17 protein-coding genes are annotated in these 15,679 nt (G+C 39.2%); 5 read left to right on the top strand and 12 right to left on the bottom strand.

The window, feature by feature from the left end; all coding sequences use genetic code 11:
• The first annotated feature begins 31 nt into the window (after positions 1 to 31).
• Genes MNY28_RS08120 through MNY28_RS08105 form a run of 4 tightly spaced genes read left to right on the top strand, consistent with a single transcriptional unit; the run spans position 32 to position 3,045 of the window.
• On the top strand, positions 32 to 1,639 hold the full coding sequence (locus MNY28_RS08120; RefSeq protein WP_151900849.1) for an ABC-F family ATP-binding cassette domain-containing protein: 1,608 nt from the start codon (positions 32 to 34) through the stop codon (positions 1,637 to 1,639).
• A gap of 2 nt (positions 1,640 to 1,641) precedes the next feature.
• On the top strand, positions 1,642 to 2,490 hold the full coding sequence (locus MNY28_RS08115; RefSeq protein ID WP_346389486.1) for a DUF5718 family protein: 849 nt from the start codon (positions 1,642 to 1,644) through the stop codon (positions 2,488 to 2,490).
• Positions 2,490 to 2,705, top strand: coding sequence for a DUF1653 domain-containing protein (locus tag MNY28_RS08110; RefSeq protein WP_151900851.1), 216 nt, complete (start codon positions 2,490 to 2,492; stop codon positions 2,703 to 2,705). The genes MNY28_RS08115 and MNY28_RS08110 overlap by 1 nt, the downstream gene beginning before the upstream one ends.
• The gene (locus tag MNY28_RS08105; RefSeq protein WP_346389485.1) at positions 2,698 to 3,045 is read left to right on the top strand and encodes a translation initiation factor; all 348 of its coding nucleotides are present in this window, start codon (positions 2,698 to 2,700) and stop codon (positions 3,043 to 3,045) included. Before MNY28_RS08110 ends, MNY28_RS08105 begins: the two co-directional genes overlap by 8 nt.
• Here the strand turns inward: MNY28_RS08105 and MNY28_RS08100 are convergent.
• Positions 3,042 to 4,277 carry a diguanylate cyclase gene (locus MNY28_RS08100; protein ID WP_346389484.1) on the bottom strand — a complete coding sequence of 412 codons (1,236 nt, stop codon included), beginning with the start codon at positions 4,275 to 4,277 and terminating at the stop codon, positions 3,042 to 3,044. The two genes, MNY28_RS08105 and MNY28_RS08100, sit on opposite strands and share 4 nt — an antisense overlap.
• 173 nt (positions 4,278 to 4,450) lie before the next feature.
• On the opposite strand from MNY28_RS08100, the gene MNY28_RS08095 reads away from it, so the two are divergent.
• On the top strand, positions 4,451 to 4,882 hold the full coding sequence (locus MNY28_RS08095; protein ID WP_346389483.1) for a hypothetical protein: 432 nt from the start codon (positions 4,451 to 4,453) through the stop codon (positions 4,880 to 4,882).
• On the opposite strand, the gene MNY28_RS08090 is transcribed toward MNY28_RS08095, so the two are convergent.
• Genes MNY28_RS08090 through greA form a run of 11 tightly spaced genes read right to left on the bottom strand, consistent with a single transcriptional unit; the run spans position 4,854 to position 15,651 of the window.
• Entirely contained in the window at positions 4,854 to 6,140 is a 1,287-nt protein-coding gene (locus tag MNY28_RS08090; RefSeq protein WP_346389482.1) for an aminopeptidase P N-terminal domain-containing protein, read from the bottom strand. The genes MNY28_RS08095 and MNY28_RS08090 overlap by 29 nt on opposite strands.
• Positions 6,130 to 6,747: an ABC-type transport auxiliary lipoprotein family protein gene (locus tag MNY28_RS08085; RefSeq protein WP_188109974.1), complete on the bottom strand. Its 618-nt coding sequence runs from the start codon at positions 6,745 to 6,747 to the stop codon at positions 6,130 to 6,132. Before MNY28_RS08085 ends, MNY28_RS08090 begins: the two co-directional genes overlap by 11 nt.
• A complete protein-coding gene (locus tag MNY28_RS08080) occupies positions 6,737 to 7,699 on the bottom strand; it encodes an MlaD family protein (RefSeq protein WP_346389481.1) in 963 nt (320 codons plus the stop codon). Before MNY28_RS08080 ends, MNY28_RS08085 begins: the two co-directional genes overlap by 11 nt.
• On the bottom strand, positions 7,696 to 8,430 hold the full coding sequence (locus MNY28_RS08075; RefSeq protein WP_346389480.1) for an ATP-binding cassette domain-containing protein: 735 nt from the start codon (positions 8,428 to 8,430) through the stop codon (positions 7,696 to 7,698). The genes MNY28_RS08080 and MNY28_RS08075 overlap by 4 nt, the downstream gene beginning before the upstream one ends.
• On the bottom strand, positions 8,430 to 9,536 hold the full coding sequence (locus tag MNY28_RS08070) for an ABC transporter permease (RefSeq protein WP_346389479.1): 1,107 nt from the start codon (positions 9,534 to 9,536) through the stop codon (positions 8,430 to 8,432). Before MNY28_RS08070 ends, MNY28_RS08075 begins: the two co-directional genes overlap by 1 nt.
• 12 nt (positions 9,537 to 9,548) lie before the next feature.
• Positions 9,549 to 10,043: a chemotaxis protein CheW gene (locus tag MNY28_RS08065; protein WP_151900859.1), complete on the bottom strand. Its 495-nt coding sequence runs from the start codon at positions 10,041 to 10,043 to the stop codon at positions 9,549 to 9,551.
• On the bottom strand, positions 10,043 to 12,448 hold the full coding sequence (locus MNY28_RS08060; protein ID WP_346389478.1) for a chemotaxis protein CheW: 2,406 nt from the start codon (positions 12,446 to 12,448) through the stop codon (positions 10,043 to 10,045). Before MNY28_RS08060 ends, MNY28_RS08065 begins: the two co-directional genes overlap by 1 nt.
• An 11-nt stretch (positions 12,449 to 12,459) precedes the next feature.
• Positions 12,460 to 13,401, bottom strand: coding sequence for a chemotaxis protein CheV (locus tag MNY28_RS08055; protein ID WP_151900861.1), 942 nt, complete (start codon positions 13,399 to 13,401; stop codon positions 12,460 to 12,462).
• 3 nt (positions 13,402 to 13,404) lie between these two features.
• Positions 13,405 to 14,145: a metallophosphoesterase gene (locus MNY28_RS08050; RefSeq protein ID WP_151900862.1), complete on the bottom strand. Its 741-nt coding sequence runs from the start codon at positions 14,143 to 14,145 to the stop codon at positions 13,405 to 13,407.
• Positions 14,135 to 15,148 (bottom strand): N-acetyl-gamma-glutamyl-phosphate reductase, encoded by a 1,014-nt coding sequence (argC, locus tag MNY28_RS08045; protein ID WP_346389477.1) that lies wholly within the window; start codon positions 15,146 to 15,148, stop codon positions 14,135 to 14,137. The genes MNY28_RS08050 and argC overlap by 11 nt, the downstream gene beginning before the upstream one ends.
• Complete coding sequence (gene greA / locus MNY28_RS08040) at positions 15,148 to 15,651, bottom strand: transcription elongation factor GreA (RefSeq protein WP_151900864.1); 504 nt, start codon at positions 15,649 to 15,651, stop codon at positions 15,148 to 15,150. The genes argC and greA overlap by 1 nt, the downstream gene beginning before the upstream one ends.
• Between the last annotated feature and the right edge of the window lie 28 nt (positions 15,652 to 15,679).

The raw sequence follows: 15,679 nt of genomic DNA, 5'->3' as shown, positions 1-15,679 counted from the left end.
ATCGCGAAAAATATTAACTAGGCTAAACAATATGGTAACAGTACAAAACTTAACAATGCGCTTTGGAAACAGAGTGCTTTTTCAAGACATAAACTTAAAACTAGACCGTCACAAAAGATACGGTCTTATCGGAGCAAACGGAGCCGGTAAAACAACATTTTTGAAAATTCTTTCAGGTCAAATCAATGAATATGACGGGGAAGTCATCATTCCAAAACAAAACAAAGTCGGCGTTTTGGGACAAAACCAGTATGCTTATGAAGACTTTACAATTATGGATGCTGTTTTGTACGGAAACAGACGCTTGTATGATGCTATCAAAGAAAAAGAAGAAATTTATATGTCCGGTGATTTTGAAGACGATGCTGTCAACAACCGTCTTGCTGAACTTGAAACTATCTGTGTGGAAGAAGACCCGACCTATGAATACGATGTAAACATTGCAAAAATTCTGGAAAATGTCGGAATTGCGGCTGAAAAGCACAATGAACTGATGAGCACACTTGACTCTGCTGACAAATTCAAAGTTCTTTTGGCGCAGGTTTTATATCCAAAGCCTGATGTATTGTTTTTGGATGAACCGACCAACAACCTTGATATTGAAACAATCAGCTGGCTTGAAAACGAACTCAAAAGACATGAGGGAACGATGGTTGTCATCTCGCATGACAGACATTTTCTCAATGCAGTAGTCACAAACATTCTTGATGTTGATTACCAGAAAATCCGAGAGTTTACCGGCACCTATGACGACTGGTATATTGCGGCAAATGTCATGGCAAAACAGATGGAACTCGACAATGCAAAAAAGCTCAAAGAAAAAGAGCAACTAGAAGCTTTTGTTCGTCGATTCAGCGCCAATGCATCAAAAGCAAAACAGGCAACTTCAAGACAAAAACAGCTTGAAAAATTAAATATAGAAGAGATTAAACCGTCATCCCGCCGTGATCCTTCTATCGTTTTCAAACCAAAAAGAGTCATGGGAGATGAAGCCTTAAATGTTGAGCATATCTGTCATTCATACGGAGACAATGAAGTCTTAAAAGATGTTACTTTTAAAGTAAATCCGGGTGAAAAAATCGCCATTATCGGCGGCAACGGTGTAGGAAAAACAACACTTGTAAAAATAATTATGGAAGAGCTCAAACCAAGCTGTGGCGGTACTGTAACCTGGGGAGCAACAATTGAATCTTCCTATTTTCCACAGGATACAGCGGACATTATCAAAGGCGACGGCACACTTTATGACTGGCTGCGTGCCTTTGATCCTAAACGGGAAATATCAGAAATCAGAAACTGTCTCGGAAGAATGCTTTTTAACGGAGAGCAGCAGGAGAAAAATGTCGAAGCGATTTCGGGAGGAGAAAAGCACCGAATGATGCTTAGCAAGATGATGCTTGAGGGTGGTAACTTCCTGGTGCTTGATGAACCGACCAACCACCTTGATCTTGAAGCGATTGTTGCCCTTGGTGAAGCACTGCATGAGTTTAAGGGCAATGTTATCTGTGTCTCGCATGACCGTGAACTTCTTGACGCTTTTGCCACACGCATCATAGAACTGCATGATGATCATACCTATACCGACTTTCAGGGAAGCTATGAAGAGTTTGCTGCTGCCAAAGAAGCCGGAACACTCTGAAAATGAAAAAATACGAAGAGTATTTGGGTCTTGGAATCGCCGGCAATTTTGCCCTGCACCTTGCCCAGGCCGGAGAACTTGAAGAGTTCAAAAATATTGCAACAGAGGATGAGGCCGCGCCAAAAGGGCTTTTTCCTTTCTACCTGCCCTGTGAAAAAAAGAAAGAGACTTCTCGTCCGAGTGAGATACTTTTCACCTATCCGCTTTCTTCTACACTGATACAACTGCCAAAAGAAGATGTCAATGTCCAGGCAGAACCCGAAGTAGGACTTTTGTGTGAACTGACCTATCAAAACGGACAAATCACGGCTATTGAACCAAAATATTTCGGTGCATATAACGACTGCTCTATTCGTGTCAGCGGTGCCAAAAAAATCAGTGACAAAAAAAACTGGGGACAAAACTCCAAGGGATTTGCTTCGCAACTCATTTCAATTGACAAATTTGAAGAGGGCGGCGTAATGGATGACTTCAGCATCTGCAGTTTTTTACGTCGCAATGATGCCTTGCATCCCTATGGCGAAAATGTAGCACTTAGCGGTTACAGCTACTTTTATGAAAAACTCACACAATGGATATGCAAACAGATAAATACCCAAAAAGATTTTGGACCGCTCGAAGATTTAAAAAGTTATACAGTTACATGTAACTACCCCAAAAAAGCGCTTGTCAGCATAGGGGCTACACGATATACGCCCTATGGAGAGACTACTTTTTTACAAAAAGGGGATGAAATATTTGTTGTTCTTTATAATCACAAAACTTACTCCCTGCGCGATGTCACAGATACGCTTCATGATAAAAATTACACACAAGAACAGATGAGTATTTTGGCACAGAGCGTTTGCTGATGAAAACAGGTATTTATGAACACTACAAAGGTAAAAGGTATCAAGTGATTGATACCGTAAGGCACTCTGAAACAGAAGAGCTTATGGTTCTTTATCGCGCCCTGTATGGAGACGAAGGACTCTGGGTACGGCCTTACAGTATGTTTTTTGAAACTGTATCTGTCAATGGCTGTATGCAACCACGATTTCGCTATCTTGGAGAAAAAAATGAGTAGAGGGAAAAAAATCGATCTCTTTATCGGTGCGAGTATAGATGATGACAGCTGGGCTGAAGTTCATAATCCCGGCCCTCCAAAAACTTCAAACATTACGGAAGAACCCGCGAAACATTTTTTACTTTTTAAAAAAGAAAAACGCAGAGGCAAAACAGTTACACTGGTTGGAGAATTTCACAGACCAAAAAATGAACTGGCACTCCTCTTAAAATTACTGAAAAAAAAGCTTGGTTGCGGAGGCACTCTTAAAGAAAACTGGATGGAATTTCAGGGAGATATAAAAGAAAAGCTTCGCCCGCTTTTAACTGAAGAAAAATTTCGTTTCAAAAACGGACACTAGGCAATTTTTGCCTTTGAGGCATTGGATGTGATTATATACCTGTCTCTTCCGGCCTCTTTTGCTTCATAAAGCATTTCATCAGACCGTGAAATCAACACATCTTCATCCAGCGCTTCATCTGCTACACAACAAACGACTCCAATAGAGAGTGTAAGATACTCATGTACTTTTGAAGCTTCATGTTTTATTTCAAGGCCTCTTACAGCATTGCAGATTTCCCGGGCAATATTTGCACTGTTTGTCTCACTCGTATCACTCATAAGTACTCCAAACTCTTCACCGCCAAGTCTAAAAACATAGTCTCCCGGTCGTTTGAGTGTCTCTTTTAAAACTTTTGCAACACTTTTAAGTGCTTCATCTCCTGCCAGATGTCCATAAGTGTCATTATATTGTTTAAAATAGTCAATATCAAGCATCATAAATGTAATATAGGCTTTATTTCGTTTTGCACGTTTGACTTCTCTTTCATAAATGAAATTAAAATATCTTCTGTTGTGAAGATTTGTCAAAGAATCTGTATAAGAGGCATTTTCAAGCTTTTTATTGACAAGTTTAAGTTTCTTCGCTGCAATTTCCAGTCTTGTCTGATCTTTTTGAATACTCTCAAATACATAAAAAAGAATTATCAGCAGTCCCACAATAATAAGTCCGAGTGAAGTACCAATTTTTAGCAAAATTGAATCATAGGTATATAAAAACTTCTTTCTCTCATAATTCGCCATATTGACTTCATAATTGATCAGTTTTTCCAAAACATTATGAATTGTCTCAACTTTTTTTTCAAGTGTTGTTATTGATATATGCGCTAAATTTTTGGAAACTTTCACGGCTTTTAGAACTTTGGAAAAATAATTATTGGCACGATTAATCTCCAAATCAGCATATTCGAGATAATATAATTCCTCTTCTGTCTTAAAATGAGACTTATAACTTTGCCATTTTTTATTGATATATTTTAGAGATGTTTCTATTTTAAAAGCTGCCTCACTGGGGCTGATTTCATCTCTACGCACCTTGTAAACAGTAGCTGCCAGGTCGTAACTGTATGTTTTGACTATCTCATTCAATTCTGTTACAGGTATCAAAGAACCAAAGTACAAAGAATCCATATTTTTTTTCATTGCATTGACATAGTTTGTTCCTATAAAGCCAAGAGCAAACAGCCCGACAGTAATCAAAAGAAAAAGAAAAAAAAGCTTGCTTCTAAGTTTAAGTGCTTCGATAAACTGCATATATATCCTTCTTTGATACAAATAATTAAGCATATTTTGTACCATAATCTTTATAGATATTGCCATCCCGCACTGAAGTACCGACTGTTTTTTTTCTTGTTCTTCCCCCTCTTATATGTTAAAATTCCAAACAAATTTAAAAACTGACATTTTGTCATAAAAAAAGAGCAATCATGAAAGCCCAGGCAATAAAAACAGACCGATATCTCAACAGACAACAGATAAAAGAGCATTTAAAAAATGTAGAGTACATCATTATGGCGGCACCGGCACCGGATCATTTCAAACAGACACCCATACACTTTACACTCTTTTTAAATACAGAAGAGGCACTGCCAAAAGATATTCAGGATGCCGTACTGAAAAAATTTTTGCAGGAACATAAAATAGGCAAACCTGCAGAACTCATGAGTCAGCTTATGCCAGTGGGGTTTGCACTCAGCAAGGCACAAGATACCCCCATGCCTATGTTACTGGTAAAGCCGGAGGATCAAAAAAGTATTCCCTATACAGTAATGCATGTCATGGATTTCTTGGCAGATTCAGATGCCTTTGATGAAGCAAAAAAAGAGAATCTCACCGGCTGGAGTTACTCTTACGAGTAATTTCCTCTATCTCTTTTGCAATATGTGAAGAGAGATTTTCACAGCCGTTTTTCGTAACTAAAATATTGTCTTCAATTCTTATGCCTGTACCTCTGTACTTTTTAGGAATACTTATATCTGCTGCATCAAGGTAAATACCGGGTTCTATGGTCATAACCATACCGGGTTGCAGCGGAATCTCTTTGCCGTTTGGTTTTTTATAGGGACATTCATCATGCACATCGAGCCCCATCCAGTGTCCGATACCGTGCGGATAATATTTTTTGTGTGCTTTTTCTTTTAGCAGTTTTTTGAGTTCTCCCTGCAATATTCCCAAATCTATCATTCCCTGACACAGTAACTCTTCAGATTTTTTCTGCAGTACACTTTTGAACACGCCCGGAAAAATCATCTTTATAATCTCTTTTTGTACATGTAAAACCATTTCATAGAGTTCTTTTTGTGCTTTTGTATAACTTCCGCTGACAGGAATTGTGCGCGTTATATCACTTGCATAATACCGGTATTCGCATCCGGCATCTATGAGTATCAGATCACCTTGCATCAATTTTTTATCGTTGTTTACATAATGCAAAGTATTGGCAGAGTTTCCACAGGCTACAATAGAGGTATAAGCATCGCTGTAGGCACCGTTTTTTTTAAAAATGTACTCTAAATTTGCCTGCAGTTCATATTCATAATGCAGTTTCGCACTCAATTTCATCGCTTTATGATGTGCTTTTTTTGTAATATTTATAGCTTTTTTGATAAGCTTAATTTCAGATTTTGACTTTATGAGACGCATTTTTTCAATATATGTCGCCAGATTCTCATAACTTTGTATGCTTTTTTTGAAGCGTTTTAAGATTTTAACCTTTGCATATTCCAGTTTGAAATCATGATAGATATGTTTTTTATTTTCTATAAACTCTTTAAGTTTTTCTTCAAACTCATCAATTTCAAAAACATCATCCACCATGAAAAGCTCTTTGGCTTTCTCTTTTCCCAGCCTTTTTCCATGCCAGAGTTCCTGCATTTTGTCTTTTTTGGCAACAAACAAAAAAGTGTGAAATTTTTTTGCATCTTTTACAATAACCAAAGCAGAATTGTCTTCTGTGAAACCGCTCATATAGTAAAAATTACTGTTTTGCCGGTATGGATATTGTGTATCATTGGAACGTGTTTTTTGCTCTGCACTCAACAAGACAGCTACACTCAAAGGCTTCAGTTTACGTCCCAAACGTATTCTTCTTTGTTTGTACTCTTTTTCACTTATCAAGACATACTCCCTGCAGCCATAAACCACACTCTTTTAAAATTTCATCTAAGGCATTGCTGAGTGCAACAACCCCGCCTTTTGCATCATCTGACAAAGTTTTTTGTTTAAAATAAAAAGTTTTTGTCGCTACTGTCTTATGGCTTGCTTCATCAACCAGGTTACATGTAATGACAACATTGACAAAAGAATTTTTTTCGTTTTCATCAAAATACTGCATAAAATCTTCTATATTTATTTCCAGTCTGTAGTCGTTTTTTGTTTTTGATTCTGCACTTTGCACACTCTTAAAAAGCTTCAGATCCCGCAAATACTCTGTAACAGCATATGTTAGAGCATCATTTGGCGTCTGCGCCCATCTTGACTGGGCATAAGAGTATTGTGCATATTTTCCCTCTACATAGTACATTTTCAAGGACATATAGAGTTTGTCACCAAAAGAGCGCTCTACTTTGAGTGTTTTTTTCCGACATTTGCCTGTCTGTACTTTTACTGCTTTTGGCTGTATATTGAGTCGGTACTGATTCTGCGCCGGTGTCGGCGATGTGCATCCGGTAATTGTTATTACCGCGATACATGTAAGGCATATAATTAATAATCTATTTTTCACCAGGTCCCCTTTTGTATCTTTCTTTTTTATATAAAATATCACTCGGACTGCGGTCATAATGTTCTAACAGCTCATCTAAATTTATCAATGTCTGTTGCATTTGTGTCACAGTGCTGTTAATCAACGGTACGGACTGCACTGTAATATCTTCAACATTATTCTGTACATCAGAAAAAGATTTTGCCATATCATTCATAATATGTCCCATTTCCAGATATGTTTGTTTGATACTCGAAAAAGAGTCATTGATTTTCTTTTCCCATGCAATGCTGTGTGCAACCAATTTATTCATATTGGGAATACTTTTATCAATCTGAGCTGTGATATGTTCCATATTTTTCGCACTTTCCTGCAGGTGTGCAATGGTTTTTTCATCAAGTATTGTATCAATTTTTGCCATAACCATAGCACTCTCGTGTAAAAATCTAGAAAACTGTTCCTGGTTTTTTTCACTCAACAGCTCATTGGTTCTGTCAAGCGTCATAAGCAACAGTTCAGAGACCGAATCCAGCGACTGTTCCACATTTGCGAAAAAAGAAGGAGCTGACTTGATTACAGGATACATTTCTCCTTTTTTTGCTTTAAGCGGCGGTGCATTATTGCTTCCCTCTGTCAGATTTATATAACTCAGTCCGGTAATGCCCTGTGCAGTAAGCTTTGCCACCGTATCTTCTTTGACAGGTGTCGTCTTTAGCATACTGACTGTCACCTCCACCTGTTCGGTGTTTTTCGGATTTATGCGCAAGCGTATTACTTTGCCTACTTTTATACCCTTGTATTTCACAGGTGCATCAAGATTGAGTCCCAACACCGATTCGTTAAAATATATAATATACTTTTGTGTCGCCTCTGCTTTTTCAGGTTTGAGCATCCAGTAAACAAATCCGAGTATGCTGAGTATTCCCAACAAAACGACAAACCCTATCAATGTATAATTTACTTTATTGTTCATATTGTATCTCTAAAAAAAGTCTGTATAAAATCATTCTTCACAGAAGTAACCTCTTCTAAACTGCCCTCATAGGCAATTTTTTTATTATCAATTATAGCCATTCTATCCAAAGTATTATATATAGAATGTAAATCATGTGTGACAATTACCATAGTAAGTCCCAGCATTGAACGCAACTGCAATATAAGTTCATCGAACTCTCTGGCAGAAATCGGATCAAGTCCGCTTGTAGGTTCATCCAAAAAAAGCAGTTTGGGATCCATTGCCAAAGCTCTGGCAATCCCCGCTTTTTTTCGCATACCTCCGCTTATTTGCGAAGGATACAAAAATGCATCACTTGGTTTCAAACCTACCAGATCAAGTTTAAATGCCACTATTTCTTCTATCATTTTTTGGGAGAGTGTTGCATACTCCCGCAGCGCCAACGCAATATTTTCCGCCAGAGTCAAAGAAGAAAAAAGAGCACCAAACTGGAACAATACACCCCATTTTCGCCTGAGTTCCTGTGCCTGGCTTTCACTGATACTCTCTATTTTCTGTCCCAAAATCTCAATACTTCCTGAGTGAAACTCCTGCAGCATGACCATTTCACGCAGCAGTGTTGTTTTTCCGCAGCCGCTTGGTCCCAAAAGCCCGTAAATTTCACCTTCGTTTACATGTAAATTGAGCCCGTCATGCACTACTTTGTCACCAAAAACTGTTTTGACACCGCGTACTTTAATCAGTTCCATTATATCCCCAGATTTGTAAAGGCTATAGAAAAAACCGCATCACATACAATTACGGCAAAAAGTGACTCGACAACACTTTTTGTAGTATTGTAGCCTATACTTTGTGTATCATCTTTGACAATCAACCCTCTGTAAATACCGATAGAAGCAATCAAAAATGCAAAAAACGGTCCTTTGACAAGTCCCACATAAAAATGTTTCATTGCCACTACCTCTTGCAGTCTGTCAATGAAAAGTGCCGGCGGCAGGTCCAGACTCAAATCGGCAACGATAATGCCTCCGAGCATAGCCATAATATCTGCTACAAAAATGAGTATCGGCAGCATAACAACAAGAGCAACTATTCTTGGCAAAACCAAAAAAGTATATGGGTCAAAGCCCATAGTCCGCATAGCATCGATCTCCTGTGTGATTTTCATCGCCCCTATCTGTGCCGTATAGGCTGAACCGCTTCTGCCTGCGATGACTATTGCCGTAATCAAGGGGGCAAGTTCTCTGAATATAGAAATACCCATCATATCCACAATAAAAATATTGCCTCCGTATCGCTGAAGCTGATAAGCAGCCTGATAGGCTGTCACCAAACCAATCAGAAAACTTGTCAATGCTACAATACCAAGAGCACGTAGTGCACTTTCATTGATTTCAAAGGCTATCTCTTTTATACGGATATTTTTAACACTTTTAAAATAGAGCAAAAAAGAGACAAAAACCTTCCCGATAAACTCCATAAAAGAGATAAATGAAAGGTAGGAGCGATAAAAAGTTTTTCCCATACACTCAAATATATTTTCTTTTGAAGGTTTGTATTTTTTATCGAGCTTTTTTTTATGCTCTTTGGTCAATGCAAGTGTATGCAAAAAGTTTGTATTTGTACACTCTGTGTTTACATGGTACTCTTCTTGCAGATCAGTTAAAAAAAGAGCAAAGGCGGTATCAAGATAGCGGGCATCTCTTAAATCAACAGTAATTTTTTTAAAATTTGAGAGCTCGATTTTTGCAATGAATTCTTGGGCTTGATGAAGATTGTAGAGTGTCAATTCCCCTGAAAATTCAAGGGAAATACTCTCTTTGTCAATGGTAGTGCGCAGTAGGTTTTCAGGCATGAGACAAAAAGGCTAAAAATCTCTTTCTAAAAGTTTGTTCACTTTTAAAATAGTAATAATTTTATCTGCCTGCTTTCCTACACCGTCTATAATAGTGTCATCACCGTTGACAGTATCAGGCGGCGGTCCCACATTCTCTTTTTTAATGCGAATTGCCATTGTGAGTCTGTCAATCACAAATCCTGCCACATCAGAGCCGTTTCGCATAACAATAAAGCGTGTATCTTCGCTCTGTTTTTTAGGAGGCAGTCCAAATTTTGTACGCAGATCTATAAGCGGAATAACAGAACCGCGAAGATTAAACACACCCAAAACATACTTAGGCACCTGAGGAACTCTTGTCCATGGAAAAGGTTTGATAATCTCCTGAATGGAAAGAATAGGTACTGCATACTCTTCATCCCCTATGACAAATCCGACAAGTTGTACCACATCATCGAGCTGATCAACAACACTGTCATTTTGTTCAGCCTGTTTGTTAATAATATCTTTTAATTTATCACTCATTATAAAAACTCCGGTTTAAAGTTAACATTTCTCTGTACAACACTTGCCAAATAGTCGGCAGAATAAGGTTTCGTGATATACTCAACCATACCTGATTCAACCCCGCGCATACGGTCAGATTTACTTGTTCTTGATGTTACGGCTATAAGCGGCAGGTTTTTATATCTGTTGTATTTTTTAATCTCCGAGGCAAGTGTATATCCGTCCATCCTTGGCATTTCGATATCAATGAGCATTGCATCTATATTGTGATCGCCTGATTTCAAGAGGTTAAGTGCTTCTTGTCCGTCACTCGCTTCAACAAGAGTAATCCCCATAGGTTCCAGTGCTTTTCGCATAATCGTTCTGTCTGTTTTGGAATCATCAACGATCATTACAGTATAGTCACTCGCTTTTGTTTTCTCTTTCACCGCAGATTCATCTGACGAGCTTATCTGCGTGGCTTTTGTCTCTTTGGCCATATCCATAAGCGCCACGACATCAACGATAAGTGTCACTCCTCCGTCTCCGCGGATGGTAGCTCCCGCAATCCCTTCAATACCTTTGAGGTACTCGCCGAGAGATTTGATAACAATCTCTTCCTGCCCTACCAAAATATCTACAATAAGCCCCAGTTTGCTTGTTCCGAGTCCCAAAACAACAACATAGGCATGTTCACTCGCATCCAAAATACGCTCAACTTCAAAAATATCTCCGATATGCACCAAAGAAAGAACATCATCACGCAATCGCATTACAGAACGTCCCTCTACTGTATATATTTCATCTTTTGAAATTCTGACCGTTTCAAGAACAGAGGCTAAAGGAATGGCATAATGCTCTTCTTGAACACCCACAAGAAGTGCCTGAATAATTGCCAGAGTCAGTGGAATTTTCAGTTTTATAGAAGTGCCCTTGTCTATTTCACTGTCAATATCTATGATACCGTTGAGTTTTTCGATGTTTGTTTTGACAACATCCATCCCGACACCGCGTCCGGATACACTTGTCACGGCAGCAGCTGTTGAAAATCCCGGTTTAAAGATAAGTGTATATGCTTCTTTGTCACTCATCTGCTCTGCTTCTTTTTCAGTGATGATGCCTTTTTCAAGCGACTTTTGCTTAAGCATCTCCGGGTCAAGCCCTTTTCCGTCATCATCTATCTGAATCACAATCTGGTTGCCCTCATTATAGGCTTTGAGTGTAATCGTACCCTCTTCCGGTTTTCCTTTCGCAAGACGCTCTTCTGGCGTCTCTATACCATGGTCACAGGAGTTACGGATAATATGCACAAGCGGATCCCCGATCTCTTCCACAATTGATTTGTCAAGCTCTGTATCTTCACCGGAGATAACAAGTTCAATCTTCTTGTTGAGTTCGCGGGAAAGATCCCGGATCATTCTAGGGAATTTGTTAAAAACTTTTCCTATTGGCAGCATACGCGTTTTCATAACCGCAATTTGCAAATCAGTCGTTACAAGAGAAACAATAGAGACAACCTGGTTGAGCTCTTCTAAAAACTCTTCTCCCTCATAACGCTCTTCAACATCATCATTGATTTTAATCAATCTGTTTTTTGCCAAAACAAGTTCACCGATCAGATTCATCAGATGGTCAAGTCTTTTGACATCCACACGAATCGTCTGCTCAACCGTGGCAGGTGCACGTTTTGCCGGTGCTGCCGCCTTTGGATCCTCAGCAGAAGCATTTTGCGATGCTTTTTTATTTTGTGAAACAGGAGCAGGAGTCGGTGCCTTTGGAGCTTCTTCTTTTTTCTCTTGTTTTTCTTCTTTTTTCGGCTCTTCTTCATTTGGTTCTGGTGGCATTACAGGCACTTCTTCACCCGCGGCTATTTTTGCTTCTCTTTTGGCTCTGTCTTCGGCCTGGCGCTGTGCCAAAAGTCTTTCTATTTCAGCTTCTATCTCATCAGGGTCCATATTGTCATAGTCCGGTTCTTCTTCCTGAGTCTCTTCTTCAGCTGCCGCAGGCTCTTGTTCTTCTTTTTCCTGTGCTGCTGTTGCATCGGCAAGTCCTGAAAGGTCACCGTTGCTTATTTTGTCAAGTCTTGCGACACAGGCGGCCACATCTATGCCTTCATCACTGCTCGTGTCACGGATTTTTTCCAAAAGTGCTTTCATCAGGTCAATAGACTCCAGAATAACATCCATAACATCCGGAGTGATACTCAACTCTCCATGACGGGCTTTATTGAGCACATCTTCCATATGATGTGTCAAATGTGTCAAGGTGTCAAAATTCAAAAACGATGAAGCCCCTTTCACGGTGTGTGCAACACGAAATATCCCGTTTAGCAATTCCAAATCATCCGGACGGGATTCTAATTCGACCAAATCTTCGTCAAGCTTTTCAACAAGTTCAAACGATTCAACTAAAAAATCTTGCAGTATCTCTTGAAATTCATCCATATTTACACTCCCTATTTCTTCATATGTGCACGTACAATACGTGATACTTCATCAAAAAATGCACCTGCCTTAAACTTAACCAAATAAGCTTCTCCGCCGGCTTCCTCACCTCTTGTTTCACTAAAATGATCACTGATTGAGGAGTTAAAGACTATAGGAATATCACTGAACCTTTCATCTTCTTTGACTTTCGCCGCAAAATGAAAACCGTCCATTCTTGGCATTTCAACATCTGAAATAATTATTTTTAAATTATCTGCCAAATTATCTCCATAAGTTTCATAGAGATCTTTCAGTTTATTAAGACCCTCTTCTCCATCCATCGCTTCTACAACATGAAAGCCCATTTTCATCAATGCATCTTTGACAATTTTACGAGCCGTTGCACTGTCATCAAGCACCATTGCCAGACCTGAAAATGTTTCTATTTTCTCCGGTGCGGAATCTGTTTCAGGTTCATACAGTCCCAAATCCTGAACAACACTTTCAAGGTCCAGGATTAAAAGAACATTATCACCCTCTATCTTTGTTACTCCAGTTATTTTATTGCTCTCAAGTCCTGAGGAACTGCTCATAAAAGTTGCCGGTTCTATATCACTCCAGCTGATTCTTCTGATGCGTTTTGCTTCATGAACTATAAAGCCTATCAGCACATTGTTAAACTCTGTAATAATAACGCGGGCATTTTTCTTTGCATCTTCGGGTTCAGTCACACCCATCCATTTTGCCAGATTGACAACAGGAATGACCACTTCACGCAAATCAAATATTCCCTCTATGAACTCCGGTGTACTTGGCAGCTCTGTCAGTTTTGGCAAACGTATAATTTCTCTGACCTTAGAGACATTGATACCGTAAATACCTTCATAAACCTTGTCTTTTTCCTGTTTGAATATGCGAAAATCAACAAGTTCCATCTCATTGGAACCAACTTTTAAAGACTTTTCATCCATCTTTTATATCTCCCTAGAGTATTTTTTTTCTTCCAACAACTCTATGTCTTGAGCTGATTTTACAATAAAGTATCTTTGATTGCAAGCAAAAGCACCCAGATTTATATAGTAAAAACCGTCTGTGTCAAAAGAAATATTTTGATGATAATGTCCCTCTATAAAGTAGTCGCAGGTATATTTTTCTGCCAAACGCTTTTGTACAAACTCTCTAAAACCCGTAAATTTCTGACAGTCATTTTTTTTACTCAAATAGCTGTCAAGATTTTTCAAAATCGCATGTTTTGAAAATATATCTATATACTTTAAAACAAAAAGAACAAAAGGGCTTCGTATCAAAGATGTGTAGAGTTTATAGAGTCTCTCCCCGTCAAAGTCTCCATGTGCAAGATAGACTTTTTTCTTTTGATACAATGCTTTTACCGGCTGGTTTTTAATCGAAAAAACCCTGGCCTTTGGAAAAACATTTTTTATATTAAAGTCATGGTTCCCCTCCAGATAGACAACTTCCGTATCTTTGGAAATATCATTTATAAGCGCTATAACCTCTTTGTTCTGCTTACATGTAAAGTCTATAGACCCAAACAGAGCGTCAAAGATATCTCCCATCAGAATAAGCTGGGGTACTGCCATATTTTTACTGTGTATTTCTCGTAAAAAATATAAAAGTTCCGGACGCAGGTGTGAATAGTGCGCATCAGAAACAATAAACGCACCCTCTTGGATAATAACCGGTTTAGGGGACATAGGCTATATCTGGTATCGCCGTCGTCTCATCAATGCCCATCATCAGATTGGCGTTGACAACGGCCTGAGAAGATGCTCCTCTCATCAGGTTGTCTATGCTTGAAGATATAAAAAGTATATTGCCTTTTCTTTGGGCATAGATGTCACAGAAATTTGTTCCGGCAACATTTTTCATGTCCACCGGCACAGAACTCACCCTTACATGTACGTCATTTTTATAAAATTCTTCTACAACATCCAGGGCATCGAAATCATCACTGACCTGTATATAAATCGAACTTATCATACCCCGCGTCACAGGAACCAGATGCGGTACAAAACTGACTTTGTCAAAAGAGACATTCAGTTTGTCTGCAATTTCGGGAGCATGTCTGTGCAACAAAGGATTGTAGGCAAAAAGATTGTCATTGACATTCACAAAATGTGTCACTTCACTGAGCTTTTTGCCTGCTCCGCTCACTCCTGTTTTTGCATCAATTATAATCGGTGTATCCGTAATACGTTTGTCCATAAACGGAAGCAGTCCCAATATCGCGGATGTAGGGAAACATCCCGGATTTGCAACCAGTTTTGCAGACTTTATCGCTTCACGATTGAGTTCAGGGAGTCCGTAGACAACATGTTCCAGATTTTTTGGGTCTGTATGGGGACAGTAAAATGCCTCATAAATATCCTGCGGCAGTCTGTAGTCAGCTGAGAGGTCAACAACTTTGATACCCTTCTCTAACAACGGCTTGACGTAAGCCATTGCTGTTTTATGCGGCAGTGCCAAAAAAACCAGTTTACATGTAAGCGCCATTGCATCAATATCTGCTTTTTGCACCTCATCTTCGCACACACCGTTTAAAGAAGGATGGAGCTTGTTTATGGTCGTTCCGCCTTCAGAGTTTGCGATGTATGCCAAATGAAAAAAAGGATGTTTTATGAGCATTTTGACAAGTTCCAGCCCTGTGTAGCCTGTTGCCCCGACCACGCCTACATTTATTTTACTCTTGTTTTGCATTACTCTTTACACTCAAAAACAATATCCTGGTATTTCACCTCGTCTATTTCAAACTCTTTTTCACCGCCGGGGAGACGGACTTTGACCTCGTCACCCTCTTCTTTGCCAAGAAGCTGTTTTGCCAGAGGAGAGTTAAAAGAGATGAGCCCTATGTCAGGATTGCTCTCACAGCCGCCAACTATCGTGTAGGTTACCTCTTCGTCTGTGTCCATATTTGTCATGACAACCGTTGAGCCAAAGCTCACCTTGGTGTGCTGCAGATCTTTAGGATCAACAATCTGGGCATTTCCTAAAATCTCCTGAAGCTCTGCCAAACGGTTGTCTATACTTTTTTGCTGCTCTTTTGCCGCATGATACTCTGCATTTTCTTTTAAATCGCCGTGTTCAAGCGCTTCTTCAATCGCTTTGACAACGCCGGGACGTTTTACCTCTTTTAAGTCTTTCACTTCGGCCTGTAACTTCTCGTAGCCAAAAAGTGTCATCGGTTCTATGTTGTTTTGCATAATCTATTCTCTTTATTAAATTTTTTTA

Origin of the sequence: Sulfurimonas sp. NWX367 (genome assembly GCF_039667065.1) — a bacterium.
GTDB lineage: Bacteria > Campylobacterota > Campylobacteria > Campylobacterales > Sulfurimonadaceae > Sulfurimonas > Sulfurimonas hydrogeniphila.
The sequence above is the reverse complement of the archived record's forward strand: the minus strand, read 5'-3'. Positions and strand labels throughout refer to the sequence as shown.

What these genes read in the sequence shown, in the direction of transcription:
- MNY28_RS08120 (WP_151900849.1), top strand. Translation starts at nt 32, where the DNA reads ATGGTAACAGTACAAAACTTAACAATGCGCTTTGGAAACAGAGTGCTT.
- MNY28_RS08115 (WP_346389486.1), top strand. Translation starts at nt 1,642, where the DNA reads ATGAAAAAATACGAAGAGTATTTGGGTCTTGGAATCGCCGGCAATTTT.
- MNY28_RS08110 (WP_151900851.1), top strand. Translation starts at nt 2,490, where the DNA reads ATGAAAACAGGTATTTATGAACACTACAAAGGTAAAAGGTATCAAGTG.
- MNY28_RS08105 (WP_346389485.1), top strand. Translation starts at nt 2,698, where the DNA reads ATGAGTAGAGGGAAAAAAATCGATCTCTTTATCGGTGCGAGTATAGAT.
- MNY28_RS08100 (WP_346389484.1), bottom strand. Translation starts at nt 4,277, where the DNA reads ATGCAGTTTATCGAAGCACTTAAACTTAGAAGCAAGCTTTTTTTTCTT.
- MNY28_RS08095 (WP_346389483.1), top strand. Translation starts at nt 4,451, where the DNA reads ATGAAAGCCCAGGCAATAAAAACAGACCGATATCTCAACAGACAACAG.
- MNY28_RS08080 (WP_346389481.1), bottom strand. Translation starts at nt 7,699, where the DNA reads ATGAACAATAAAGTAAATTATACATTGATAGGGTTTGTCGTTTTGTTG.
- MNY28_RS08075 (WP_346389480.1), bottom strand. Translation starts at nt 8,430, where the DNA reads ATGGAACTGATTAAAGTACGCGGTGTCAAAACAGTTTTTGGTGACAAA.
- MNY28_RS08070 (WP_346389479.1), bottom strand. Translation starts at nt 9,536, where the DNA reads ATGCCTGAAAACCTACTGCGCACTACCATTGACAAAGAGAGTATTTCC.
- MNY28_RS08065 (WP_151900859.1), bottom strand. Translation starts at nt 10,043, where the DNA reads ATGAGTGATAAATTAAAAGATATTATTAACAAACAGGCTGAACAAAAT.
- MNY28_RS08060 (WP_346389478.1), bottom strand. Translation starts at nt 12,448, where the DNA reads ATGGATGAATTTCAAGAGATACTGCAAGATTTTTTAGTTGAATCGTTT.
- MNY28_RS08055 (WP_151900861.1), bottom strand. Translation starts at nt 13,401, where the DNA reads ATGGATGAAAAGTCTTTAAAAGTTGGTTCCAATGAGATGGAACTTGTT.
- MNY28_RS08050 (WP_151900862.1), bottom strand. Translation starts at nt 14,145, where the DNA reads ATGTCCCCTAAACCGGTTATTATCCAAGAGGGTGCGTTTATTGTTTCT.
- argC (WP_346389477.1), bottom strand. Translation starts at nt 15,148, where the DNA reads ATGCAAAACAAGAGTAAAATAAATGTAGGCGTGGTCGGGGCAACAGGC.
- greA (WP_151900864.1), bottom strand. Translation starts at nt 15,651, where the DNA reads ATGCAAAACAACATAGAACCGATGACACTTTTTGGCTACGAGAAGTTA.